Origin of the sequence: Nonomuraea sp. GTA35 (assembly GCF_041950525.1) — a bacterium.
Taxonomy (GTDB): Bacteria; Actinomycetota; Actinomycetes; order Streptosporangiales; family Streptosporangiaceae; genus Nonomuraea.
Genome location: NZ_JBGNUV010000003.1, coordinates 605,734 through 630,389, shown reverse-complemented (window position 1 = coordinate 630,389; position 24,656 = coordinate 605,734). Strand labels below are relative to the sequence as shown.

At 71.7% G+C, this 24,656-nt stretch carries 23 protein-coding genes, 1 other RNA gene and 1 pseudogene; 11 read left to right on the top strand and 14 right to left on the bottom strand.

The annotated features are described in order from the left end of the window. Nucleotides 1–23 precede the first annotated feature (23 nt). The gene (locus tag ACBJ32_RS16100; protein WP_357868210.1) at nt 24–1,058 is read right to left on the bottom strand and encodes a CopD family protein; all 1,035 of its coding nucleotides are present in this window, start codon (nt 1,056–1,058) and stop codon (nt 24–26) included. After that, nucleotides 1,055–1,681: a copper resistance protein CopC gene (locus ACBJ32_RS16095; RefSeq protein WP_375127382.1), complete on the bottom strand. Its 627-nt coding sequence runs from the start codon at nt 1,679–1,681 to the stop codon at nt 1,055–1,057. The genes ACBJ32_RS16100 and ACBJ32_RS16095 overlap by 4 nt, the downstream gene beginning before the upstream one ends. Nucleotides 1,682–1,732: 51 nt before the next feature. On the opposite strand from ACBJ32_RS16095, the gene ACBJ32_RS16090 reads away from it, so the two are divergent. Then, a complete protein-coding gene (locus ACBJ32_RS16090) occupies nt 1,733–2,503 on the top strand; it encodes a class I SAM-dependent methyltransferase (protein WP_375127381.1) in 771 nt (256 codons plus the stop codon). On the opposite strand, the gene ACBJ32_RS16085 is transcribed toward ACBJ32_RS16090, so the two are convergent. Together ACBJ32_RS16085 and ACBJ32_RS16080 are read right to left on the bottom strand one after the other, a co-directional pair. After that, nucleotides 2,460–3,449: a diiron oxygenase gene (locus ACBJ32_RS16085; RefSeq protein WP_375127380.1), complete on the bottom strand. Its 990-nt coding sequence runs from the start codon at nt 3,447–3,449 to the stop codon at nt 2,460–2,462. The two genes, ACBJ32_RS16090 and ACBJ32_RS16085, sit on opposite strands and share 44 nt — an antisense overlap. 75 nt (nt 3,450–3,524) lie before the next feature. Next, a complete protein-coding gene (locus ACBJ32_RS16080; protein ID WP_375127379.1) occupies nt 3,525–4,124 on the bottom strand; it encodes a TetR/AcrR family transcriptional regulator in 600 nt (199 codons plus the stop codon). A 291-nt stretch (nt 4,125–4,415) separates the two neighbouring features. On the opposite strand from ACBJ32_RS16080, the gene ACBJ32_RS16075 reads away from it, so the two are divergent. From ACBJ32_RS16075 to ACBJ32_RS16065, 3 genes are read left to right on the top strand one after another with little or no spacing between them, the layout of a single operon-like run. Beyond that, the gene (locus ACBJ32_RS16075; RefSeq protein WP_375127378.1) at nt 4,416–5,582 is read left to right on the top strand and encodes an acyl-CoA dehydrogenase family protein; all 1,167 of its coding nucleotides are present in this window, start codon (nt 4,416–4,418) and stop codon (nt 5,580–5,582) included. Continuing rightward, nucleotides 5,579–6,601, top strand: coding sequence for an acyl-CoA dehydrogenase family protein (locus tag ACBJ32_RS16070; RefSeq protein ID WP_375127377.1), 1,023 nt, complete (start codon nt 5,579–5,581; stop codon nt 6,599–6,601). Before ACBJ32_RS16075 ends, ACBJ32_RS16070 begins: the two co-directional genes overlap by 4 nt. Then, nucleotides 6,601–8,103: an AMP-binding protein gene (locus ACBJ32_RS16065; protein WP_375127376.1), complete on the top strand. Its 1,503-nt coding sequence runs from the start codon at nt 6,601–6,603 to the stop codon at nt 8,101–8,103. The genes ACBJ32_RS16070 and ACBJ32_RS16065 overlap by 1 nt, the downstream gene beginning before the upstream one ends. On the opposite strand, the gene ACBJ32_RS16060 is transcribed toward ACBJ32_RS16065, so the two are convergent. The 6 genes and pseudogenes from ACBJ32_RS16060 to ACBJ32_RS16035 form a co-directional block, all read right to left on the bottom strand. After that, nucleotides 8,070–9,185: a C45 family autoproteolytic acyltransferase/hydolase gene (locus ACBJ32_RS16060; protein ID WP_375127375.1), complete on the bottom strand. Its 1,116-nt coding sequence runs from the start codon at nt 9,183–9,185 to the stop codon at nt 8,070–8,072. The two genes, ACBJ32_RS16065 and ACBJ32_RS16060, sit on opposite strands and share 34 nt — an antisense overlap. Nucleotides 9,186–9,220: 35 nt before the next feature. Further along, nucleotides 9,221–10,177: a helix-turn-helix transcriptional regulator gene (locus ACBJ32_RS16055; protein WP_375127374.1), complete on the bottom strand. Its 957-nt coding sequence runs from the start codon at nt 10,175–10,177 to the stop codon at nt 9,221–9,223. A gap of 17 nt (nt 10,178–10,194) precedes the next feature. Further along, nucleotides 10,195–11,103, bottom strand: a complete 909-nt coding sequence (locus ACBJ32_RS16050) for an NADP-dependent oxidoreductase (protein WP_375127764.1) — start codon at nt 11,101–11,103, stop codon at nt 10,195–10,197. A 15-nt stretch (nt 11,104–11,118) separates the two neighbouring features. Further along, nucleotides 11,119–12,033, bottom strand: a pseudogene (locus ACBJ32_RS16045) (zinc-binding dehydrogenase); the annotation flags it as partial. Between the two features lie 34 nt (nt 12,034–12,067). After that, a complete protein-coding gene (locus ACBJ32_RS16040) occupies nt 12,068–13,501 on the bottom strand; it encodes an Nramp family divalent metal transporter (protein WP_357868236.1) in 1,434 nt (477 codons plus the stop codon). A 65-nt stretch (nt 13,502–13,566) separates the two neighbouring features. Continuing rightward, nucleotides 13,567–14,340, bottom strand: a complete 774-nt coding sequence (locus ACBJ32_RS16035; protein ID WP_375127373.1) for a GNAT family N-acetyltransferase — start codon at nt 14,338–14,340, stop codon at nt 13,567–13,569. A gap of 179 nt (nt 14,341–14,519) precedes the next feature. Between ACBJ32_RS16035 and ACBJ32_RS16030 the strand changes: the two genes are divergently transcribed. Further along, nucleotides 14,520–14,918, top strand: coding sequence for an SSI family serine proteinase inhibitor (locus ACBJ32_RS16030; RefSeq protein WP_375127372.1), 399 nt, complete (start codon nt 14,520–14,522; stop codon nt 14,916–14,918). A 151-nt stretch (nt 14,919–15,069) separates the two neighbouring features. On the opposite strand, the gene ACBJ32_RS16025 is transcribed toward ACBJ32_RS16030, so the two are convergent. After that, nucleotides 15,070–15,618, bottom strand: a complete 549-nt coding sequence (locus ACBJ32_RS16025) for a DinB family protein (RefSeq protein ID WP_375127371.1) — start codon at nt 15,616–15,618, stop codon at nt 15,070–15,072. 122 nt (nt 15,619–15,740) lie between these two features. On the opposite strand from ACBJ32_RS16025, the gene ACBJ32_RS16020 reads away from it, so the two are divergent. Further along, entirely contained in the window at nt 15,741–16,724 is a 984-nt protein-coding gene (locus tag ACBJ32_RS16020) for a helix-turn-helix transcriptional regulator (RefSeq protein WP_375127370.1), read from the top strand. Continuing rightward, nucleotides 16,714–16,905 (top strand): hypothetical protein, encoded by a 192-nt coding sequence (locus tag ACBJ32_RS16015; protein WP_375127369.1) that lies wholly within the window; start codon nt 16,714–16,716, stop codon nt 16,903–16,905. The genes ACBJ32_RS16020 and ACBJ32_RS16015 overlap by 11 nt, the downstream gene beginning before the upstream one ends. 155 nt (nt 16,906–17,060) lie before the next feature. Here the strand turns inward: ACBJ32_RS16015 and ACBJ32_RS16010 are convergent, their stop codons facing one another. From ACBJ32_RS16010 to ACBJ32_RS16000, 3 genes are all read right to left on the bottom strand, one after another. Continuing rightward, the gene (locus ACBJ32_RS16010) at nt 17,061–18,155 is read right to left on the bottom strand and encodes a M20 family metallopeptidase (RefSeq protein ID WP_375127368.1); all 1,095 of its coding nucleotides are present in this window, start codon (nt 18,153–18,155) and stop codon (nt 17,061–17,063) included. A 181-nt stretch (nt 18,156–18,336) separates the two neighbouring features. Further along, nucleotides 18,337–19,365 carry a dipeptidase gene (locus ACBJ32_RS16005; RefSeq protein ID WP_375127367.1) on the bottom strand — a complete coding sequence of 343 codons (1,029 nt, stop codon included), beginning with the start codon at nt 19,363–19,365 and terminating at the stop codon, nt 18,337–18,339. A 232-nt stretch (nt 19,366–19,597) separates the two neighbouring features. Continuing rightward, the gene (locus ACBJ32_RS16000) at nt 19,598–21,046 is read right to left on the bottom strand and encodes a flavin-containing monooxygenase (protein ID WP_375127366.1); all 1,449 of its coding nucleotides are present in this window, start codon (nt 21,044–21,046) and stop codon (nt 19,598–19,600) included. A 121-nt stretch (nt 21,047–21,167) separates the two neighbouring features. Between ACBJ32_RS16000 and ACBJ32_RS15995 the strand changes: the two genes are divergently transcribed. From ACBJ32_RS15995 to rnpB, 4 genes are all read left to right on the top strand, one after another. Further along, nucleotides 21,168–21,968 (top strand): Nif3-like dinuclear metal center hexameric protein, encoded by an 801-nt coding sequence (locus tag ACBJ32_RS15995; protein ID WP_375127365.1) that lies wholly within the window; start codon nt 21,168–21,170, stop codon nt 21,966–21,968. Nucleotides 21,969–21,970: 2 nt separating this feature from the next. Further along, nucleotides 21,971–22,711, top strand: a complete 741-nt coding sequence (locus ACBJ32_RS15990; protein WP_357868262.1) for a C4-type zinc ribbon domain-containing protein — start codon at nt 21,971–21,973, stop codon at nt 22,709–22,711. Continuing rightward, a complete protein-coding gene (locus ACBJ32_RS15985) occupies nt 22,708–24,024 on the top strand; it encodes a bifunctional RNase H/acid phosphatase (RefSeq protein ID WP_375127364.1) in 1,317 nt (438 codons plus the stop codon). Before ACBJ32_RS15990 ends, ACBJ32_RS15985 begins: the two co-directional genes overlap by 4 nt. A gap of 147 nt (nt 24,025–24,171) precedes the next feature. After that, an RNA gene (rnpB, locus tag ACBJ32_RS15980) (RNase P RNA component class A) lies at nt 24,172–24,563 on the top strand. Nucleotides 24,564–24,656: the final 93 nt, after the last annotated feature.

Sequence of the window (24,656 nt, the reverse complement as noted above, 5' to 3'; positions counted from 1 at the left end):
TCAGCCGTCCGTACGCAGGAGTCTCAGGCGATGGAGGCGCGGGTGATGGCCACCGCCACCCCGTACGCCAGCCCCATCACCCCGACCTCGGCCGCCGCCCATCCCACCAGGGCGGTGGCCCCGCCGCGGCGGATGACCGGCAGCAGCCGGAAGCGGATGTGCGCCGCCAGCGGCACCAGCAGCGCCACCAGCGCCGTCTTGACCACGACCAGCACCCCGTAGTGGCTGGTCACGATGGCGTCCGGCAGTGTCACGCCGGGCGTGAGCGCCATCGTGCCCAGCCCGGTGACGAGCCCGGACAGCGCCACCAGCAGCAGGCACACGGTGGCCATCCTGGAGAACTTGGGCAGCACCACGGCCAGCAGGCCGCGGTGCGGCGCCACGAACACGGCCGTGGCCACCAGCCCGCCCGTCCAGGCCGCCGCCCCCATGACGTGGATCTCCATCGAGATCATGATGGGGTCGTGCCAGACGGAGTTCACCGCGTGCCCGGTGACGGGGATGGGCAGCAGCCCGAACAGCGCCACGATGATCCGCAGCTCCGCCGGGACCTTCTCGCCGAACCGCACCGCCATCAGCCCGATCCCGGCCGCCGCCAGCGCGCACGCCGCGCTGAACAGCAGCCCCTGACCCGTGCCGACACTCCCGACATATCCGGCGATCAACCCGAACGTCGGCACGGCGCCGGGGTTCAGCTCGGCGGTCTGGAAGACGATCGTGAGCAGCGCGCAGATCGCCCAGGCCCAGGCGGCCATCACGGCCAGCGGGCGCACCCTGAGCATCACCGGCTCCGTACGCTCCGGCATGCTGAAGCCGAGCAGCTTGGGCAGCAGGCTGAGCCCGACCACGGCCACGGCGGCCACGTCGAGCAGCACCCGCACGACCGGCAGCCCGACCGACACGACGGGGCCGGGCATGGGGATGCCGGGCACGGACTCCTGAGCGGTGAACGAGCTGGCCGCCACGGCCGCGACGACCGCGCACACGCCGAACGCGCCGGCCACCAGCCGCCCGCCGACGCGCTGCTGCGGGGGCAGCACAGGAGCGACGGCGGTCACGCGCCGCTCCCCTCACCACGACTCACCGCGCCCGCGGCATCGGCATTGGACGCGTCCGGCGCCGGAGCCGGAGCGGCGCGCCCGGCCGGGGCGGCGCGGCGCAGGGCGACCGCCGTCCCGGCCGCGAGCACCAGCAGCGCCCCCACGATCCACACCACGGCCATCCCGGCCCCGCCGTTGGCCGCCGCCTCGGCGGCGTCGGCGCTGGAGCCGCCCGTCGCGGCCCCGGCCGCCGCCGCCCCTGCCGCGCCCGGGGTGGCGGCAGCGGCCAGCTTGAAGCTGATCTTCCCGGTGACCGGATGCCCGTCGGCCGACAGGATCCGGTAACCCACCACGTACGACCCTCCGGCCGGCAGCGGCTTGACCTTCACCGAAACGCGCTCGGCCGCGACCACGGCACTCCCGTCGGCCCACGCCGACCCGTCCGCGCCCGTCACGCCCAGCTGCGCGTACCCCTGACGCACCGCCTGGTCGAACACCAGCGTCACCTGCGAGGGCGAGGCCGTCAGCGTGGCCCCGTCCTCCGGGTCGCTGCCGATCAGCACGTTGTGCGCCTGGGCCGGGGAGTACGTCACTCCCACGGCGGCGAACGCGAGCAGCAGGACCGTGAGTAGCCGCCTCACAGATCAGAACCTTCCATAAAACACGTTGCGGACCCGTATATGGTCCCATCCATGGAAGACCTGTTCGGCGGCGCGGCACCTTATTACGCGAAGTACCGCACGAGACCGGGGGTTCCGGCGATCGAGCACCTGGCCATGACGTTCGGCGGCGACAGCGTCGTCCTGGATCTGGGCTGCGGCCCCGGCACCATCGCCATCCCGCTGAGCGGGCGGGTCCGTGAGGTGCTCGCGGTCGATCCCGACGAGGAGATGCTCGCCGAGGGCAGGCGCCTGGCCCCGCGGGAGCGGAACATCCGCTGGATCGAGGCCGACTCGACGAGGTTGCGCGAGCTGCCCGCGTTCGACCACGTCGTCATGGGCAGGTCGTTCCACTGGATGGACCGCCGTGCGGTGCTGGCGGAGCTGGACGCGCTGCTGCCCGGGCACGGCGTCGTGGTCCTCGTCGGGCCGACCCGCGAGCCGCGCGAAGAGCCCTGGGAGCCGGTCACCCGCCGGGTACGCGACGAGTTCGGCGTCAACACCTTCAGCGCGTCCAGCTCCTTCCAGGCCACCGGCGAGCACCACGACGACGTGCTGGCCACCTCGCCGTTCAGCGTGCTCGACCGCGCCCACTACGTGGAGCGCCAGGTGTACGACCTCGACGCCGTGATCGGCCTGCAGCTGTCGTACTCCTACTCGGCCCCCGCCCGCCTCGGCGCTCGGCTGGCGGCCTTCAAGGAGGAGGCCAGGCGGCAGTTGCTGGCGGCGAACCCGTCGGGACGCTGGGAGCTGGAGACGGTCACCGAGGTGCTGACGGCGCGGCGGCCTCCCAGATCCCCATGACCTGCCAGATGCGCCGGGTGAGCGGGTTGATCAGCCCGATCTCGGCGCACAGCTCGCGCGTCTTGCCCACCGAGTCGCGGATCTCCTGCCGGGCGGCGGGGTTGCGCAGGTAGACCTCGGCCACCACGCTCGCGGGGATCCTGAAGCGCCGGATCATCGGCCCGGGCGGCGCCAGCATGATCCGGGCCATGATGCCGAGGATGATCGGTGAGGCGATCCCCAGCAGGAGCCTGCGGCAGGCGGGCATCCGCGGCACCCGGTTGCGCAGGTAGTGCCGGGCGAAGGAGATGTGCCTGGCCTCCTCCGCGATGTGGATGCGCATGATCGTCTCTTCCAGCGGGTGGTGCACCCGGCCGTCCTTGAGCAGCCTGCGCTGCACGTGGTCGATCGGGTCCTCGCCGCCCAGCACGAAGATGAAGAACAGCTCGGTCGAGATGAGCGGGATCCAGGGCGCCACCTGGGCGACCGCCGAGAGCGGCCCCGGCATGCCGCGGATGGGCAGCCCGGTACGGTTCACGAACTCCTGGAACATCATCCCGTGATGCGCCTCTTCGGTGGTCTCGTGGTAGACGTACCGGAACTCCGGGGAACCGTTCGGCAGCCGGTAGGCGTAGTTGAGCAGCCCGCGCTTGAGCAGGTTCTCGAACTGCAACCCGATCTTCATGGCGGTGGCCACCCGCCACAGGCCGATCCGCGCGCGTACCTCGGGGGAGCGGCTGAGGTACCAGGGGTGCCCGCCGAGGCGGTCCACCCCGGGCAGCTCCCAGCGCGGATCGGTCTGGTCCACGTGGAACTCGGGGTCGTCCCACGGGATGTCGCGGTACGGCTCCCAGTGCTTGTCCACCGACGCCTTCGAGAGGCGGTCGATGACCGCGCGGTACGCGCTGCGGCTCGCGACCCGTTCGTCGCGTTCCCTGGCGGCGGTAGAGCTCGGTGCGGATGTCATCGCATGCACTCCTCTCCTCGCCCAGTAATTGTACGGAGAATCCAATAAGGCTGGGAAGGGCGAGGAGCGCGGCATTCACAGCTTCTCCGCGGGCACCCCCAGCTCGTTCGCCGCCGCCGAGCGGATCAGCACGTTGACCCGGCGCCGTGACAACACCTTGGGATGCGCGTGCGTCTGGACCGCCAGCCCGTCGATGAGCGCGAACAGCCGCCACGTCGTCGCGTCGGGATCGGGGCAGTCGAACTCGCCGCAGGCCACGCCGGCCTCGATGATGCCGCGCATCAGCGTGCGGCCCCTGGCGTCGATCCGCCGCGAGGTCTCCTCCAGCTCCGCGCTGCGCATCGCCTCGGACCAGGCGTCGATCCACAGCCGCCAGCCCTCGGTGGGGATCGCGGGGGAGCAGAGGCGCAGCAGGGAGCGCAGGCGGTCGATCGGCGTGCCCGCCGACTGCTCGACGTCGGTCAGCGCGTTGAGATGCTGACGGGCGGCGTAACCGAACGCCATCGCGAACAGCCGCTCCTTGGTCTCGAAGTGGTAGAAGAGCAGGGCCTGGCTGACTCCCGCGGCCCTGGCGATGTCCAGGGTCCTGGTGTGCCCGAATCCCTGCTCCGCGATCACCTCGCAGGCCGTTTTCAGCAAATCCTCGCGCCGTAATCGGCTGAAACCTGTTGTCACAGCGAGTAACTCTAACTTCTGATCACTAGTATTTATAGGACAAACCGGGCGTGATCTGTTCTGGTATGAGGAACCCGGGTACGGTACGGATTCCCCGTTCACCGACAGTCACGTTGATCATGGTAACCGCGTTTACTCGAACGCGCTTCTATTGGGGTCCCCCAAATCTGCCTCAGTGATCCCTTACCGGCCTCTGCGTGATGAAACGGACGCGGCGCGTCCAGAGCAATGCTCTGTACGTCCTCGGATGCGCTGACTAGAGTAAGTGAGCACTGATGCCGAGGAGTCGATGTGAACCTTGCTGAGTATCGGCGTGCGGCCGGCGACTGGCTGCGGGAGAACGCTCCGACCGACGACTACCCGGAGGCCGACGGGATCACCCGGGCCAAGGAGTTCATGGCCAAGCTCTACGACGCCGGCTATTCCGGCATCACCTGGCCGAAACAGTGGGGCGGCCAGGGGCTGACCCAGGCGGAGGAGCGGGTGTTCGCCGAGGAGGCCCGCGACTACACCCTGCCCACCTACATCTTTTTGATCGGCCTGGGCATGACCGGACCCACGATCGTCGACCGGGGCACCGACGCCCAGCGCGAGCGGTTCGTCCGGCCGCTGCTGCGCGGCGAGGAGATCTGGTGCCAGCTCTTCTCCGAGCCCGGCGCCGGCAGCGACGTGGCCAGCCTGCAGACCAGGGCCGTACGCGACGGTGACCACTGGATCGTCAACGGCCAGAAGGTGTGGACCTCCGTCGCCCACCACGCCGACTGGGGGCTGCTGCTCGCCCGTACCGACGTGGACGTGCCCAAGCACAAGGGCCTGACCATGTTCGTGATCGACATGCACCACCCGGGCGTGACCGTCAGGCCGTTGAAGGACATGTCCGGCAGGGCCAACTTCAACGAGATCTTCTTCGACAACGTCCCCATCCCCGACGAGCACCGCGTCGGCGAGGTCAACGACGGCTGGAGCGTGGCCGTCACGACGCTGCTGCACGAGCGGCTGTCGATCTCGGCGGGCGTCGGCATGGGCGGGCAGAAGGACCACCCGGCCTCGCTGGAGGCGCTGCGCCGGACCCTCGACACCAGCGACCCGCTGGTCCGCGACGAGCTCGTCGAGCTGCACATCCGCAGCCGCGCGCTGGCGCTGTTCAACCAGCGGCTGGCCCAGGAGACCAGGGCCGGCATCTTCCCCGGCGCGCGGGGCAGCGCGGCCAAGCTGCTGCTGGCCGAGCTGACCCTCTACCAGGCCGACCTCGCCACGCGGCTGGTCGGCCCCGAGGCCGCGCTGGCCGACCACCCGCTCGCCCGCGCGATCTCGATGGCTCCCGGCATGGCGCTGGGCGGCGGCACCAACGAGATCATGCGCAACATCGTCGGCGACCGCGTGCTGGGCCTCCCGCCGGAGCCGCGGGTGGACAAGAATGTGCCGTTCAAGGACCTGAAGGTGGGGACGCAGGCGTGAAGCTCGTACTCAGCCAGGAACAGCAGGAGCTGCGCGCGGCCGTACGCGACTTCCTGCGCACCGCCTCGCCGCTGCCCAAGGTCCGCGAGGGCTACGACCCGCAGGTGTACGCGCGCCTCAACGGCGAGCTGGGCCTGTCCGGGCTGATCGTCCCCGAGGAGTACGGCGGCGCCGGCGCCGGCATGTCCGAGCTGGCCGTCGCGCTGGAGGAGACGGGCGCCGCGCTGCTGCCGGGACCGTTCCTGGCCACCGCGTTCGCGGCGCTCGTGCTGAGCCAGGTGCCCGACAAGGAGCTGCAGACCGGCATCGCCGAAGGCCGGATCGCGGCCACGTTCGACCGCACCGAGCTCTCCTGCGACGGCGGCACGGCGAGCGGCGCGCCGGCGCAGGTGCTCTCGGGCGGCGAAGCCGACGTGCTCGTCGCGCCGGCCCGCGACGGCGACGCCCTGCTCATGGTGGCCGTCGAGCTGGCGGGGCCCGGCGTGACCAGGACCGCGCTGGAGACGCTCGACCTCACCCGCGGCCAGGCGAGGATCGTGCTCGACGGCGCGCCCGCGCGCGTGCTCGGCCCGGCGCCGGAGACCGGCGTCTTCGACCGGCTGTGCGTGGCCCTGGCCGCCGAGCAGCTCGGCGTGATGCGGGCGGCGCTCGACGCCATCGTCGCCTACGCCAAGATCCGCGTGGCCTTCGGCCGCTACATCGGCTCCTACCAGGGGGTCAAGCACAAGCTCGCCGACATGCACGGCAAGCTCGAACAGGCCGAGTCCATCGTCAGGTACGCCGCCTGGGCCGCCGACGAGTCGCCTGCCGAGCTGCCCGAGGCCGCCGCGCTCGCCCAGGCCTACGTCGGCCGCGCCTGCTTCGAGGTGGCCCGCGACCACCTGCTCCTGCACGGCGGCATCGGCTACACCTGGGAGCACGACGCCCACCTGTTCTACAAGCGGGCCAAGGCGGACGAGGTGCTGCTGGGCCCGCCACGGATCCACCGCGCCCGTCTCGGACAACTGCTGGAGCTGTAATGGACGTCAGCGAGCTACCGGGCTTCTACGCCATCGCCGCCGCCGACCCCGGCCGCCTCGCGGTGATCGACACCGACGACACCCGCGTCACCTACGGTGACCTGCTCGCCCGGGTCAACCAGGTCTCGCACGGCCTGCGCGCCCGCGGGCTCGCCACCGGCGACGTGGTGGCGGGCGTGCTGCCCAACGGCGTGGACGCGCTGGTCATGGTCATGGCGACCGGGCAGATCGGCCTCTACTACGTGCCCATCAACTGGCACCTGACCGACGCCGAGATCGCGTACATCCTGGGCGACTGCGACGCCAAGGTCGTCGTCACCGGCCCCGGCCAGGCCGTGCCCGGCGCGGAGACCGGGACGGCCGGGCTGGCCGAGGGGCAGCCCGCGGACGCGCCCGCCGGCCGGACCGCCGGCGCCGTCATGTGGTACACCTCCGGCACCACCGGCTTCCCCAAGGGCGTGCAGCGCGGCCTGCCGGGCGCCGAGCCCGAGGCGATCGTGCCCCTGTACACCTGGTTCTTCGGCGAGGTGGTGGACCTGAGGCCGGGCGCCGAGGTCCACCTGGTGACCTCGCCGATGTACCACTCCGCGCCCTGCGCGCACGCCCAGTTCGCGCTGCACCTCGGGCACACCGTGGTGATCACGCCCCGGTTCGACCCGGTGCACATCCTGGAGCTCATCGAGCGGCACCGGGTGTCCAACGCGATGATGGTGCCGACCATGTTCCACCGGATGTTGCAGCTGCCCGCGGACGTGCGGGCCAAGTACGACGTGTCGAGCCTGCGCCAGGTCATCCACACCGCCGCCGCCTGCCCGGTCTCCGTCAAGCAGCAGATCATGGACTGGTGGGGGCCGGTGCTGTACGAGTACTACGGCTCCACCGAGTCCACGATCGCCTTCTCCGTCAAGCCGCACGACTGGCTGGCCAGGCCCGGCACCGTGGGCCGCCCCGCCCCCACGTTCGAGGCCAAGATCTTCGACGACAGCGGCGCGGAGCTGCCGCCGGGCGAGCCCGGCATGATCTACGTCAAGTCCGGCATGGGCTCGTTCGAGTACCGCAAGGACCCGGCCAAGACGGCCGCCAGCAAGCGAGGGGAGTGGTACGCGCCCGGCGACATCGGCTACCTCGACGAGGACGGCTACCTGTTCCTGTGCGACCGGCGCACCGACCTCATCGTCTCCGGCGGGGTGAACATCTACCCCGCCGAGATCGAGGCCGCCCTGCTGGAGCACCCCGCGGTGGCCGACGTGGCCGTCATCGGGGTGCCCGACGAGGAGTGGGGCCACAACGTGGTCGCCCTCGTGCAGCCGGCCGAGGGGATCGAGCCGGGCCCCGAGCTGACGGCCGAGCTGATGGAGCACTGCGGGCCGCGCATCGCCAGGTTCAAGCACCCGAAGGTGATCGAGTACCGCGAGGTGCTCCCGCGTACCCCCACCGGCAAGCTGTCGCGCTCGAAGGTACGCGCCGACTACCTCGCCGGGAACACCAGCTCCTCGCTGTAACGCCCGCCTTCGCCCAGGTAGAAGCGGGTGGACAGGGTACGGTCGGCGGTGTCGAAGACCGTGCTCCAGAGCGTGCGGAACGGCACGGCGGCCTCCTCGGGCTGCGCGACGGCGCGCAGGCTCTCGCGCAGGTCGCCGGCCGACATGGTGACGCCCTTGCTGCGCTCGTACAGCGTGCGCAGCCGGCTGTAGGAGGCGAAGCTCGACCCGGTGTCCTCCGGCAGGCTCATCGGGTCGGGGTGGCGGTGCAGCAGGTGGTTGGTGACGCAGAGCGGGCCGTCGCCGAACTCCACGATGTGCTCGCTGCCGTCCCTGCCGTGCTCCCACACGAACGCCTGCCCGTGCGCGTCGGCGATCAGGTAGTGCAGGGGCATGCCGTGGTCGTACTGCTTGGCGCCCAGCAGCGCCTGCTTGGCCTGGTCCACGTTCTCGCAGGTGTCGAGCAGGAAGCGGGGCAGCTGCACGCTGTTGACCCCGACCTGCGGTGCGAAGGCCTCCGGCGGCTCGGCGGTCTCGAAGTCGGCCACCAGCAGCATGATCGCCAGGCCCGCCGAGTTGATGCCGTCCATGCAGCCGTCGAGCGCCGACATCGTGATCACCGTGGAGGAGAGTCCCTCGTCCGGGATCGTGGTGATCACGTAGGGGCGGGAGGCCATGGGAAGCTCGCCCGGCCGGGGCTCGCCACCCATGAGCTCGCTGGTGGTCGTGGGGAAGAAGTCGTAGTTGCGGCCCACCCTGCCGTGGCCGTCCGTCGCGGCCGACGGCGGGATCCACAGGGCCGAGCAGCCGTAGCCCTCCGGCACGTACCCCTGGTCGTCCAGGACCAGCTCGTCCTGCTCCGGGTCGAGGCCGAGCACCGCCGCCGCGCCGTCCATGCGGGCGTGGTGCTGCGGCCAGTGGCGCTCGAACCACGTCCTGCGCGCCCGGCCCACGACCGGGTCGATCGGCGCGGGGGACCAGCCGAGCCGGCGGGCCTCCTCGGTGAGCGCCTTGCCGATCTCGTACTGGCTGCCGGTGAGCGTCAGGTGCGTGACGAGCTGGAAGTCGTCCTTGCTGCCCGCTACCTGGGTCATGTTCTGCATGTACGGCAGCCTCGCCGAGCCCGCTGACCGCTGCCTTACCGGTCGCTGACCGCCCGCCGGTAACGCTCTGACAGCCGCAGCACGTGCTCGGCCAGCTCCGGCGGATCCAGCACCTCGAAGTCCACCCCGATGAACCCGATCCACACCGCTATCCCGTTGACGTCGTCGCCGCCCAGCTTGAGCAGGCACGTGCCCTCGTCCACCGGCTCGACCTCCAGGCCCAGGGGCAGCTCCCGCATGCGCTCGGCGGGGGCGTGCAGCAGCACCGTCGCGCGGTAGCGCCACATCGCGGTGTTGAGCCCCTTCTCCACGTACGCCGCCACGTCGCCGTCGCCCGGCAGCTCGCGCGGGGTGAAGCGGGGGCCCGACGGGGTGCGCAGGCGCACCCTGTCGACCCTGAACGTGCGCCAGGCGTCGCGGTCCACGTCGTAGCCCACGAGGTACCACCGGCCACGCCGGTGCACCAGGCGGTGCGGCTCGACGTTCCGCACGCTCGCCTCGCCCTCGTGGCCGGTGTAGTCGAAGCGCAGGCCCTCGTGGTCGCGGGCCGCGTTCGCGATCGTGGTCAGCACCTCCGGCGGCACGGACGGCGTGTTGCCCGGGATCTGCACCGTGTAGGCGTTGAGCGCGCTCACCCGCCGCCGCAGCCGGGACGGGAGCACCTGCTCCAGCTTGGCCAAGGCGCGGACCGAGGTCTCCTCGATGCCCTCCACGCCGCCCCCGGCCGCCCGGCCCAGCCCGACCGCCACCGCCACGGCCTCCTCGTCGTCCAGCAGCAGCGGCGGCAGCGCCGCCCCCGCGCCCAGCCGGTAGCCGCCCGCCACGCCCGGCGTCGCGTGCACCGGATAGCCGAGCGAGCGCAGGCGCTCCACGTCGTTGCGGATCGTCCTGGTCGAGACGCCGAGCCGGGCTGACAGCTCGGGTCCCGACCAGTCGCGGTGCGCCTGGAGCAGGGAGAGGAGCTTGAGCAGGCGGGCCGAGGTTTCCAGCATGGGCACCAGTGTGCCCGCTAATGCGGCAAGGACGCTTCCGTGTTGATGACCAGCTTGCCGAGGAAGTGGCCCTCCTCGCTGCGGCGGTGGGCCTCCGCCGCCCGCTCCAGGGGGAACACCTCGGCCACCGGCAGCCGTACGTGCGGCGACTCTCGCAGCGCCCGCGCCGCTGCCGCGGCCCCGTCGCCGGTCGAGAAGCGCACCCCGAGCCGTTCCGCACCCGCCCGGTCGGCGATCGTGATCACCCTGTCCGGGTCGCCGGTGAGCTCGACCGACAGGTCCAGCTCGCCCCTGCCCGAGGCGTCCAGCACCCGATCGACGGACGGCGGCAGGCGCCGCTCCAGCCCTTCGCCGTAGCTCACGGGCCGGACGCCGAGCCCGCGCAGGAACGCGTGATGCCGCTCGCTCGCCGTGCCGATGACCGTGGCGCCCCGGGTGAGGGCGAGCTGCGCGGCGGCCAGGCCGACGCCGCCCGCGACCGCGTGGATCAGCAGCGTCTCGCCCTCCTGCAACGCGAGGTCGCGCAGCGCGCGGCGGGCCGTCTCGACGGCCACGGGCAGCGCGGCGGCTTCCTCGTAGGTGAGATCGTCCGGCTTGTACGCCAGCGCGTCCGCCTCGGCGATCGCGTGCGTGGCCACGGCGCCCGGCGCCACCTGCCCGTACACCGGGTCGCCGAGCCGCAGCCCGGTCACCCCGGGGCCGAGCGCGTCGACCGTGCCCGCCAGCTCCATGCCGACGCCCTGCGGCCCGCCGGGCGAGCCGCCGCGCATGCCTCGGCGCAGCTTCCAGTCGATGGGGTTCACGCCCGCCGCCCTGACCGCCACCCGTACCTGGCCGGGACCCGGCTCGGGCAGCGGGATCTCCGCGAGCTCCAGCACCTCCGGGCCGCCGTGCCTGCTGTACCGGACGGCCTGCGCGCCGGCCACCAGCAGGGCCTTGCCGACCAGCTCGCGGGCCTCCAGCGCGGCGTGCGCCTCGGCCGCCCGCTCCAGCGGCACGACCAGGCCCACGTCGGTCGCCAGCAGGCCCGCCGCCGCCTCCTTCAGCGCCTGCTCGGCCAGCCGCGTGAACTCGTCGGGCGCGAACTGGACCTGCTCCATGCCGATCACCCGCACGCCGCGCCGCTCGGCCTCCGCCGGATCGACGGGCGCCGTCGAACCGCTGGGCACCCCGTACGCGAAGAACCGCCCGCCCGGCGCGACCAGCTCGAACGCCGCCGCGCCGACCTCGCCTCCTACCCCGTCGAACACCACGTCGAACGGCCCCGCGAGCTGGAGGTAGTCCACGGCCTGCGCCGCCCCCGCCGCCAGGGCCGCCGCGCGTTTGGCCGGGCCGTGCGCCGCCGCCGTCACCCGGGCGCCCGCCGCGCTCGCGAGCCGGACCAGCGGCAGCCCCAGCGCGCCACCGGCCCCCGTGACCAGCACCCGCGCACCGGGCCGCAGCTCCGCCGCCGCCACCAGGCTCAGCGCCGCGGGCCCGACCTGGATGAGCGCCGCGGCCTGCCACAGCGGCACCTCGTCGGGCACCGCGACGACCGTCTCCACGCCCGCCACGGCGCGCTCGGCGTACGCTCCGCCGCCGGGGAGCAGCGCGGCCACCCGCCGCCCCGCCCACCCGGGCTCGACGCCGTCGCCGACCGAGACCACCCGCCCGGCCACGCCGGTGCCCGGCACGAACGGCGGCCGGGCGGGGAACCAGTCACGCCCCCACCCGGCACGCAGCTGCGCGTCGATGGACATCACGTCCACCACCGACACGCCGATCACGACCTGCCCCGGCCCCGCCTCCGGGTCGGGCGCCCGCCCGGCCACGAGCACCTCGGGACCGCCGAACCTCGTCACCTCGACAATCTTCATGCCGCCGAGTGTGGTACCTCAAGTTCGGTTGAGGTCAACCTCCCATGAGCCGCTGAGCCTGCTGGGTGACCACGATCACGGTCAGCGTGCCGAAGAACGCCACCGACCAGATCAGCGCCCCCAGCCGGTACGACCGCACCTTGATGGCCTCGGGCAGCGCCCGCCGGTTGAGGATGATCAGCAGGAACGAGTACACGAACATCATCACGGCCGCGAAGCACGCCGAGAACACCAGCAGGATCAGCGGCTGGTCCAGGCCCGCCAGCAGGATGACGGTGCCGATCAGCGCCATCGCCCACACCGTGTAGAAGTAGACCCGGTTCACCGTGACGGACTTGTCACGCAGGTAGACCGTCTTGATGGTGTCGGAGGCCAGCCGCGAGGTGTAGTCGACGATGCCCATGGCAGAGGCGAACAGGGCCAGCGCCCCGATCACCCAGAACAGCAGGCCGAACCACGTGCCGACCGTGCTCTGCAGCACCTGGCCCTCGACCTGAAGGAAACCGATGCTGTTCTCCAGCCCCGGCCGGCCGAACACCGTGGAGTGGGCGAGCATCGACATGAGCGCGATCGTCACGAACGACACCATGGCGAACGTCCACGCCTGCTCGATGTTGGCGAAGCGCCACCACTGCTTCCACCGCGCCAGGTTCTCCTTCGTCGGCGCGAACTGGTAACCGGTCGAGGAGACCGCCTCCTCGTGACCCGTGACGGGGCTGACCAGGCGCGGGACGTACACTCCCATGCCGAAGCCCTTGTCGCGGATCCAGTTGCTCTGGCACAGGTTCTGGCCGCCGCCCGCTCCGGCGTACGCGATGGCGCCCATCAGCACCGCGAACTCCAGCGGCGGCACCGGGAACCTGGCCCCGACCGTCAGGCCCTGGCCCAGCGCCAGCCAGCTGTCCGCGTTGATCGCGAACAGGATCGCCACCACGATCAGCGTCGCCACCAGCGCGATCTTCACGAAGATGACCCGTTCGAGCAGGATGTAGATCACGGGCGCCATGGTCAGGCTGATCGCGATCAGCAGCAGCATGCCGATCGCGATCCACCGCACGGAGCCCTCGCCCGAGCCGGTCAGGTACGTGACCATGGTGGCGGACGTGGTCACCCAGCCCGGCCAGAGGTTCGAGCAGAGCGTCATGATCACGAAGACCAGGCCCCAGTGCTTCCACATGCGGCTGAAACCGGTCAGCGCGGTCTCGCCGGTGGCCAGGGTGTAACGCTCGATCTCCATGTTCAGGAACCACTGGGTGATGATGCCGATCGCGGCTCCCCAGATGAAGACGAGGCCGACTTGCGAGGCGATGTACGGCCAGAGGATGAACTCGCCCGACGCCAGCCCGACACCGGCGCCGACCAGGCCGGGGCCGATGACACGCCACGTCGATCTGGGCGGCTCCGGAAGGTCGCGCACGGCGACGGCGGGTAGGACTCGCGCTGGAACGGTGGGGGTGAATTCCGCCATGCGGATCTCCTTGCTCAGCTTGCTTGCCCGCCACATTACAGAGACCCGAAACATCCGTGGAATACCTAGTTAATTACCACCACGTATTCGCCCCGTTCCGTGAATCCCGCCACCCGTGCCCCAGCCGCCATGGCGCCGCCGAGCGCCTCCCGCACCGCCATCCGCCACGCCATCGCCTTCCGGGCGTCCTGCCGCCGCAGCCGCTCGACATCGCGCGGCGTCCCCACGAGCAACACCCGGTGCCCGCCCGGGTCCCCGATCAGGGGGCGGCCGTCGTCCGCCTCCCGTACCAGCGGGTACGCCTCGTCGAGGCCCGCCTTCTGCTCCTGCTCGCCGGTGATGCGCCACACCGCGAGCAGCCGGTCCGAGGCGTCCCCCTCGTTGATCGCGTCCGCCATCGCCCCGTAGAACTCCGTCAGGTACGCCTCCGGCCGCGCGCCCAGCTTGACCAGGTTGAAGTGGGCGTTGCGCCGGACGAGCGGGTCGAACGTCCACGTGATCCGCCCCAGCCCTCGCTCGCGGCACCAGGCGCGCTGGTGCAGCTTCAGCGCGTACCCGACGCCCTTGCCGATGACGGCCCCCGTGACGTGCGAGTGCAGCGCCTCGCCCGACGCCAGGAACCCCACGGACGCCCCCACCAGGTCGTCACCCGCGAACGCCCCGGCGACGTAGTTGCCCGTGTGCGCGAACCCGGCCATCAGCTCCACGGTCACCGGGACGTTCGCCGGCTCCGGATGCCAGATCTCGTCGAAGAGCCGGTAGACCTGCTCGAACTCGCCGATCTCCCGCAACTCCCTGATCACCACGCCGGCCCTGGCCGCCGCCTCCTCATGCTCCATCCCTCCATTTACGCACGCGGGCACCGGTGCGCTGCCTATGAGCTGTCGGGATAGCCGTGCGTATCTGATCCATCACGGACTGATGTCCGCGTTGCTGCTGGTCCCCGCCACCTCACTCCCTGTAGTCATGGTGGGTGCGCCGTCCCATGCCGGGACGCCCGTTGACCAGGGAGGACATCATGTCGCTCGTGCTGACCGCCGCCCGCAGGCTGGCCGCGCTCGGACTGTGCGCCACCGCGGCACTCGCCGGCCCGTTCACGACGCTCCCCGCCCACGCCGCCGCCGGGGCGAACCTCTACATCACCGTCACCCCGCGCGACGGCGGCGCGTACTCGATGCGCCTCACCTGCGGCCCGGACGGGGGGCTGCACCCGTACCCGGGGGCGGCCTGCGACGCGCTCCGCTCGGTGGACGGGTACCTGCACGACCTGGAGGTCGATCCGGGGCCGTGTCCGCTGGTCTGGGATCCGGTGGAGGTAGAGGCGCAGGGGTACTGGTACGGCCGGCCTGAGTCGTACTACGAGGAGTTCCCGAACCGGTGCGCGCTGGAACGGAAGCTCGGCCCGGTCGCCGGCTAGCCGGTCGAGCCGTGAGGGCAACGCCTGCCTCGCGGGCAGGCGTTGCCCTGCTGCTCACCTCGTGCCTTTCGCGCGGTCGTTCGCCCCTCGGCCCGTACTCTTCGCGCGGTCGTCGGCTCAGCCCCTGCCTCCGCTCAGCCCCTGCTTCCGCTCAGCCCATGCTCTTCGCGCCGTCCAGCGACTCGCGGATGATGTCGGCGTGCCCGGCGTGCTGGGACGTCTCGGCGATGATCTGCAGCAGCACCCGCCGGGCCGACCGGCGCTCGCCGGGCTGGAACCACGGCGCGGCCGGCAGCGGGTGGTCGACGTCCAGGTCGGGCAGGGTGGCGACCACCTCATCGGTCCTCCGGGCCACCTCGTCGTACTCGGCCAGCACCCCGGCCAGCGTCTCGCCGGGCAGCATCCGGAACCCGTCCGTGAACTCGGCCAGGTCGGCCTCGGTCATCGCGGTGAAGTCCTTCATGGCCGACGTGCCTTGCAGGATGAAGTCCACCCAGCTCCGCTCCATCTGCGCCACGTGCTTGATCAGGCCGCCCAGGCACAGCTCGCTGGCGGTCGTCCGCAGCCCGGCCTGCTCGTCGGTGAGGTCGCGGGTGGTGAAGCGCAGGAAGTGACGGCTCTGCGCCAGCGCCGCCAGCAGGTCGGCGCGCTCTCCGGTCACGTCGCTGGTGCTGCGGGTGTTCGGCGTGTTGACGGTCATGATCACTGCCTTCCGTTGGGATGTTCTGCCGCTCGAGAACGGTGAGGTGTTCCTGTCGCTCAAGAACAGACTGCCAGCCATAGCGGTCACTTTCTGACCTGAATGACGGAAGAATCGGAGACATGGCGAACACCAGCACCCGGACGCTGCGGCTGCTGTCCCTGCTCCAGACCCACCGCTACTGGCCGGGCGCCGAGCTGGCCGAGCGGCTCGGCGTCTCCGCCCGTACCCTGCGCAGGGACGTCGACCGGCTGCGCGAGCTGGGCTACCCCGTGCAGGCACAGCGCGGCGTGGACGGCGGATACCAGCTCGCCGCGGGCGCCGCGCTGCCGCCGCTGGTGATCGACGACGACGAGGCGGTGGCCCTGGCCGTGGGCATGCAGGCCGCGGCGCAGGACCCTGTGGAGGGCATCGCGGAGTCCTCGATCCGGGTGCTGGCCAAGGTGGTGCAGGTGATGCCGGTCCGGCTGCGGCGGCGCATCGACGCGCTGCGCGCGATGACCGTCTCCGCCGGCTGGGCCGGCCAGGCCAGGGCGGGCGTCGACCCGGGCGTCCTCACCACGATCGCGCTGACCTGCCGGGACAACGAACGGCTCCGCTTCTCCTACACCGCCGCCGACGGCCGGCACACTGAGCGGCACACCGAGCCGCACCGGCTGGTGTCACTCGGCCGCCGCTGGTACCTGGTCGCCTACGACCTGGAGCGGCACGACTGGCGCAGCTTCCGCGTCGACCGGCTGTCCGCGGCGCAGGGCACCGGCGCCCGCTTCCGGCCCCGTACGCTGCCCACCGCCGACGCCGCCGAGTTCGTCCGCGCCAGACTGGACGGCCTGCCCCGCTCCCACCAGGTGGAGGTCCTGGTGCACGCCCCTGCGGCGGCGGTGCGGGAGCGGATCGGCAGGTGGTGCACGGTCGAGGAGATCGATGCGGGGCAGTGCCGGGTACGGATGGTCGTCGACTCCCTGGAATGGCCGATCATGGCCTTGGGCGTGCTCGACGCGGACTTCCACGTTATCGAACCACCCGAGCTGCTCGACCAGATCCGCAGCTGGGGAGCCCGCTTCACCAGGGCCGGCACGGCAGGAGACGGCACCGGTGGCCGGTGACGCGGGCATGACGTGGCGGGCGGGCCGAAGCCCGTGCAGGATCGCGGTGCTCGGCTGCGGCGGCAGCGGCAAGACCGTGCTGGCCAACCGGCTCGGCACGATGCTCGGCATCCCCGTCACCCACCTGGTTCAGGCGCACTCCCAGGCCTGGATGTCCGGGGTTCGACGCCGAAGCCCCTGAGGATGGCGCAGACCTGGCCGCCCCCTGAGCGGCGCGCCACGTCCACGACACCGCTCGCCGACCACACCCCGGCACGCGGTGGCGCCACGCCCTCACCCCCGCTCACCACCCGGCCCATCCAGGACCTTCACGCCGCCGCGCGTTGGCGCTCGCCCCTACCGGACCGCTTCGATGAGTGCTCGGAGCAGGGTCACGCGTGCCGGCATCTCGGCGACGATGACGTGTTCGTGATCCGCGTGGGCTCCGCCGCCCACGGCGCCCAGCCCGTCGAGGGTCGGGCAGCCCACTCCGGCCGTGAAGTTGCCGTCGGAGGCGCCGCCCACCGAGGCCGACGCCAGCGTTCCCAGCCCCAGCCCCGCCGCCAGCTCCTGGGCCAGCGCGAAGAGACCGGCCGACATCGAGCCCTCCAGGGGCGGCCGGTTGGGGCCGCCGAGGACCTCCAGGCGGGTGCCCGGCACCACGGGCCGCAGCGCGTGCATCGCCGCGTCCACCCGAGCCTGCTCCGCCACCTCCGCGACCCGTACGTCCACGCCCACCGAGGCGGCGGCCGGCACCGTGTTGAAGGACGTGCCGCCCGACAGCACCGTCGGCGTGACCGTGGTCGCCCCCGCGCCCATGGCGGCGACGGCCAGGATCTGGTGGGCGAGCTCGATGCCGGCGTTGGCGCCCTTCTCCGGCTCGAGCCCGGCGTGCGCGGCCTTGCCGTGGACGTTGACGGTGTAGTTGGAGGTGCCCTTGCGGGCGGTCTTCAGGGCCCCGCCGTCGGCACTGGCCTCCATGACGAAGGTGGCGGCCAGCCCGCGGGCGGTCTCCTGGATCAGGGGTGAGGAGGTGAGCGAGCCGACCTCCTCGTCGCCGGTGATCAGCAACGTGACGCCGTCGAGCGAGTCGAGCCCGGCCAGCGCGTGGAACGTCTGCACCAGCCCCGCCTTCATGTCGAACACCCCCGGCCCTCGCGCCACCCCGTCCACCACGGACCACGGGTGGGTGGTGAGGGTGCCGATCGGCCAGACGGTGTCGTGGTGACCGAGCAGCAGGACCCTGGGCGTGCCGAACGACCAGCGCAGGTGCGTGACGCCGTCGACCACCAGGAGTTCCGGGCCGGTGCCCAGGTGGCGGGTCCCCATCGCGGCCACCACCTTCGCGCTGCGGGCCACGGCTTCCAGGTCACTGGAGAAGGACTCGCACAGGACCAGCTCCTCCAGGTCTTCGACCATGCCGGCGGCCTGCCGGGAAGCGTTGTCGGTCATGCTCATGATGGGCGTCCCCCGAGAAGAGTCGTCGGCCTGGTGTTCGAGCCCTGCGGCGGAAGGGCGCCAGGACGACCCTGCGGCGGAAGGGCGTCCCGGCTCCGCGGCGATAGGGCGTCGCGGCTCCGTGGCGGTAGGGCGCCAGGGCCTGGTGGTGGGAGGGTGACCGGGACCGGTGACGTCATGAGAGGAGCTCGCCGAAGAGGTGGTGCACGTTGCCGCCGATGATCTGCATGACGTCCTTCTCCGGCAACCCGCGCGCGAGCAGGCCCTCCGTGACCATGGGCAGCCCGCGCGGCCCCTCCAGGCCCGGGACCGCCTGCTTCGGGTCCACCCCTCTGGTGTGCAGGTCTTCGCAGCAGGGCGGGGTGAGGTCGTCCATCACCTCGCGGATGAAGTCGGGGCCGAGGCCCACGTGGTCGATGCCGGCGACGGACACGATGTGCTCGATGTGGTCGAGCAGGCGGTCGAGCGTCATGTCCTCCTCGCGCTCGGCGAGGAACGGGGCGAAGAAGTTGACGCAGATGACGCCGCCGGTGGCGGCCACGGCCCTGAGCTGGTCGTCGGTGAGGTTGCGGTGGTGGTCGCGCAGGGCGCGGGCGGAGGAGTGGGTGGCGATGACCGGTCGGGTGGCCAGCTCCAGCACGTGGGCGACGCCCGAGGCGCCCAGGTGGGAGACGTCGAAGACGATGCCCAGGCGCTCCATCTCCCGCAGGGCCGCGACGCCGGCGGAGGTCAGGCCGCTGCCCGTCGCGTCCTCACCGCTGCCGTCGGCCAGCGGCGTGCGGCCGAAGTGGGCGATGGAGGCCACCCGGACGCCCAGGCGGTGCATGGTCGGGATCAGCTCGACGCTGGCGTCGAGGCCGGGCATGCTCTCCATCGCGAGCACCAGGGCGATCTTGCCGTCGTCGAGCGCCCGGTCGATGTCGGAGGCGTCGAGGCAGAGGCGTACGTGGTCGGGGTTGCCCTCCGCCAGCACGTGAGCGCACTCGATCATGCGCAGGGTCTGCCGCAGCGCGCCCTCCGGGAGATACTGGTCGTCGATGAAGACGGGCAGCACCTGCAGATTGACGCCCCCGTCGAGGAGCTGCGGCAGCCATCTCTCCCGGAAGAACGAGGCCCACTGGTGCGGCGGCCTGGCGGAGACCGCCATCAGCAGGTCGTTGTGAGTGTCGGCCACGACAGCGCGCTGGTGCAGGGGAAGCGTCATGGCAGGACGGTATCGCGACCCTGGGACCTGCTCCAATGCGTCTTAGGTCCGATCTTTTGGATCACTTGTACGACCTGGGTTTGACGGGTTGCCCGCCCACCCGGACCGGCCGCTCACCCGGACCGGCCGCTCACCCGGACCGGCCGCTCACCCGGACCGGCCGCTCACCCGGACCGGCCGCTCACCCGGACCGGCCGCTCACCCGGACCGGCCGCTCACCCGGACCGGCCGCCTACGAGGCTCTGCCCGAACCGGCCGCCCGGTAGGCCGGCTGCGGGGGACGGGCCGTGAGCCTGCGGTACAGCGTTGTGCTCCCCGGCCAGTTGTTCGTGACGCGCCCGGACGCGGTCTTGTACCAGCTCTGGCACCCCGCCCCCCACACCATCCTGGCCATCGCCGCGTCGAGCTGCCTGCGCCAGGCCGCCATGACCTCGGCCCGCACCTCGATGGGGCCGCTCCCCGCCAGGTACGGCAGGCAGGCCATGACATGCTCCACCTGGCATTCGATCATGAAGACGATCGAGTTGTGCCCCAGGTTCGTGTTCGGCCCGTACAGCACGAACATGTTCGGGAACCCGGGCACCGAGATCCCCAGGTAAGCCTCGGCCCCGTCCGCCCACCGCTCCTCCAGCGACCGCCCCTCGCGCCCCACGACCTCCATCGGCACCAGGAACTCGGTGCTCTTGAAGCCGGTGGCGTACACGATCGTGTCCACCTCGTACGGCCCCTCGGTGGTCTCGATGCCCTTGGTCGTGACCCGTACGATCTTGTCGGTGACCAGCGACACGTTCGGCCTGGTCAGCGCCGGATAGAAGCTGCTGTCGATGACGACCCGCTTGCAGCCCGGCGGGTAGTCGGGCGTCAGCCTGGCCCGCAGGCCGGGGTCGGGAACCTGGTCGCGCAGGTGCCGCAGCGCCCGCTGCTTGAGCAGCCCCGCGCTCCACCCCTGGGAGAGCGCGGGGTAGAGGGTGCCTTCGGCGTACCGGTAGATCCACTCCCGGTAGGCCCGCTGCAGCCCGGGGACGAAGCGGAAGGCGAGCCGGGTCAGCGGGCCGAACGTGGCGTCGGGCTTCGGGATCACCCAGTTGGGCGTGCGCTGGAAGACGTGCAGGTGCTCGGCGCGCTCCGCGACCCGGGGGATGAGCTGGGCCGCGGAGGACCCGTTCCCGATCACGGCGACGCGCCGGCCGGTGAGGTCGTGCCCGTGGTTCCAGCGGGCGGAATGGAACGAGATCCCTTCGAACTCCGCCATGCCGGGGATGTCCGGCAGGCGGGGACGGTTGAGCTGTCCCACTCCCATGACCAGCACGTCGAACGCCTCCGTGCCGCCCGGCGTGGTGACCTGCCACTGCGCGCCGTCGAAAGCGGCCTGCCGCACCTCCGTGTCGAAGCGGATCTTTTCCCTGACGTGGTATTTGTCGGCGCAATGTTCGAGATATTCGAGAATTTCGGGCTGTTCCGGGTAGCGGCGGGTCCAGCTCGCATACTTCTCGAAGGAGTACGAGTACAGATGCGAGGGAATGTCGCACCCCGCCCCGGGATAGCTGTTGTCCCGCCAGGTGCCGCCGAGATCGCCGGCCTTCTCGAAGACCGTGTACGAGCGAATCCCTGCCCGTTCGAGCTGGATCGCCATGCACAGCCCGCCGAAACCCGCTCCGACGATCGCGACGCTTGGTGCCATGCCGCCCTCCGAACGCAAGTCAGGATTCACTTACATTACGCCGAACCCCGTTCTGAAGACACCCCTCGCCGCGCCCGCCGCGAGGCGCTCCGCGGGCCGGTAGTCTGCGCAGGTGGCTGCTGTGACGTTGACTGACGTGATCGAGGTGCTCGAGGCGGCCTACCCGCCCGCCCGGGCCGAGTCGTGGGACGCGGTGGGGCTGGTCAGCGGCGATCCGGCCCAGCAGGTGCGCCGGGTGCTGCTCGCGGTCGACCCGGTCGCCGCCGTGGCCGAGGAGGCGCTCGACTGGGGGGCCGACCTGATCGTCACCCATCACCCCCTCTACCTGCGCGGCACCACCTCCGTGGCCACGACCACGCCCAAGGGCAGGCTCGTGCACAGCCTGATCAAGAACGACATCGCCCTCTACACCGCCCACACCAACGCCGACGTCGCGAACCCGGGCGTGTCCGACGCTCTGGCCAGAGCCGTCGGGCTGGCCGGCGACCTGGTCCCGCTGCGGCCGTTCCCCGACGACCCGTGGCGCGGGCTGGGCCGCATCGGGGAGCTGCCGGAGAAGACGACGCTGGGGGAGTTCGCGCGGCGGGCGGCCGAGGGGTTGCCGCGCACGTCGTGGGGGATCCGCGTGGCGGGCGACCTGTCCCGCCCGGTCCTGCGCGTGGCCGTCAGCGGCGGCGCGGGCGACTCGCTCCTCGGCACGGCCGCCGCCGCGGGCGTCGACGTGTTCCTTACGGCGGACCTGCGGCATCATCCTGCCAGCGAGTTCGTGGAGTCGGGCGGGCCCGCGCTGATCGACGCCGCGCACTGGGCGACCGAGTGGCCCTGGCTGGACAGCGCGGCGTCCATCCTGCGCGAGAGTGGCGTTACCGTTGAAACACGTGTCTCCGCCACGGTCACCGATGCTTGGACAAGAGGATATTGATCATGAAAGCAGCCCCTGAGGCACAGAAGCGACTGCTCGACCTGGCAGAGCTCGACTCCAAGATCGATCGGCTGGCGCACCGCCGCCGCACCCTGCCCGAGCTGGCCGAGATCGACGGGCGCTCCAAGACGCTCGCCAAGCTCGCCACCCAGGTGATCGAGGCCGAGACCGAGGCCGGCGACCTCGCCCGCGAGCAGGCCAAGGCCGAGAGCGACGTCGACGCCGTGCGCACCCGCGCCGACCGCGACCAGAAGCGCCTCGACTCCGGAGCCGTGACCTCGCCGCGCGACCTGGCGAGCCTGCAGTCCGAGATCGCCTCGCTGCACAGGCGGCAGGGCGACCTGGAGGAGGTCGTGCTGGAGATCATGGAGCGCAGGGAGGCCGCCGACACCAAGGTCACCGACCTGGCGGCCAAGCGCGACGAGGAACGCGCCGCGCTCTCGGCGGCGGAGGACCGCCGCGACGCCGCGCTGAACGAGATCGACAAGGAGGCGGGCGAGGTGCAGGGCCGCCGCGCGGGCGTCGTCGGAGACATCCCCGCCGACCTGCTCAAGCTCTACGACAAGCTCAGGGAGCAGTACGGCGTGGGCGCCGCCATGCTGCACGGCGGCCGGTGCCAGGGCTGCAAGGTGGCCCTGTCCATCGCCGAGATGAACCGCATCAAGGCCGCCCCGCACGACGAGGTGCTCCGGTGTGAGGAGTGCCGCCGCATTCTCGTCCGCACCGCAGAGTCCGGCCTGTGACCTCGTACGTCATCGAGGCGGACGGCGGCTCGCGCGGCAACCCGGGTCCGGCCGGTTACGGCGCGGTCGTCAAGGACGCCTCCGACGGCCAGGTGCTGGCGGAGGCGGCCGAGGCGATCGGCGTCACGACCAACAACGTCGCCGAGTACCGCGGCCTGATCGCCGGCCTGCGGGCCGTGCTCGACCTGGGCGGCGACGGGGCGCGGGTGGCCGTACGGATGGACTCGAAGCTGGTCGTCGAGCAGATGGCGGGCCGCTGGAAGATCAAGAACGAGGGCCTGCGCCCGCTGGCGGCCGAGGCCGGCACCCTCGTCAGGCGGCTGCGGGTGACGGAGTGGACCTGGATCCCCCGCGAACGCAACTCCCACGCCGACCGCCTCGCCAACGAGGCCATGGACGCCGCCGCCAAGGGGCTGACCTGGAAGGCGGGCGGCACGACCGGTACGGGCGGCGCCGACGCGCCGGGACTTACCGGTACGGGCGGCGCCGACGGGCCGGGGCCTGCCGGTACGGGCGCGCCCGGCGCGCGGGCCTCCAGGACCGGCGCCGCCCGCCCCGCACCGACGGCCGGCCGGCAGACGGACCTCCTCGACGCGGGCGACATCCCCGAACTGTCGGCCCCCACCGCCTCCGTGGCCACCGCCCAGGCCAGGGCGACGGGCACGGCCAAGGGCACCGGCTGGGCCCCGCCCACCCGCGTCGCCACCTCCCTGCTCCTCCTCAGGCACGGCGAGACCGAGCTGTCGCTCGAACGCAGGTTCTCCGGCCGCGGCGACGCCGAGCTCACCGCGAACGGCCTGGCCCAGGCCGCGGCGGCGGCCGCACGGCTGTCGCGCGAGCCGTACCGGCTGGACGTGGTCGTCACCTCCCCGCTCAAACGCGCCAGGCAGACCGCGCAGGCGGTCGCCGAGCAGGCGGGCGTCGAGGTCGAGGTGTTCGAAGAGCTCAGGGAGGCCGACTTCGGCGCCTGGGAGGGGCACACGTTCACGGAGGTCCAGCGCCGCTGGCCCGCCGAGCTGGCGGCCTGGCTGGCGGACCCCGAGGTGGCCCCGCCGGGCGGCGAGAGCTTCGCCGAGACCGCACGCCGCGTGCAGGAGGCCAGGGAGCGGCTGGTGGAGCGGTACGAAGGCAAGACGGTTCTGGCCGTCTCCCACGTGACGCCGATCAAGCTGCTCCTCAGGGACGCCCTGCTGGCGCCACTGCAGTCCCTCTACCGCATGCATCTCGACCTGGCATGCCTGTCGCTGATCGAGTACTACGCCGACGGGCCGGCCGTGGTGAAGTCCTTCAACGACACCTCGCACCTGCGCTGAGCGGAGCCGTGCCGGGCGCCACCAGTGACGCACCCGGCACGACCGCCGCGTCGCCACCGCCCCCCTCAGGCGATGACTCCGCCATTCCAGCGAATCGATCTTGTCGTTGGGTTGGGAACGGCTTGAGATTTGATACAGTCCACCAGACGAGTCGGCCGGGCGACCGCGTCGGGCCTCATCAGGCCCGCCGAGGAAGGTCCGGGCTCCACAGGGCAGGGTGGTCGGTAACGCCGACCCGGGGTGACCCGCGGGACAGTGCCACAGAAAGCAGACCGCCTCCCGGCCTGGCCGGGAGGTAAGGGTGAAAGGGTGGTGTAAGAGACCACCAGCGCCCACGGTGACGTGGGCGGCTAGGTAAACCCCACCCGGAGCAAGGTCAAGAAGGGACGCTCTTCGGAGCGTTCCGCGCGCGACGTTCGAGGGCTGCCCGCCCGAGCCGCGCGGGTAGACCGCTCGAGGCCGCCGGCAACGGCGGTCCTAGATGGATGGTCGCCCCTTCGTACGAAGGACAGAACCCGGCCTACAGGCCGACTCGTCACCCATCCCTGGTGCCTACCTGGGGAAACAGTCGCCGGATGATCAGGCGGACCACAGCCGATCTCTCCCGCTGCCGGCCGGCCGCGTCCGGCTCG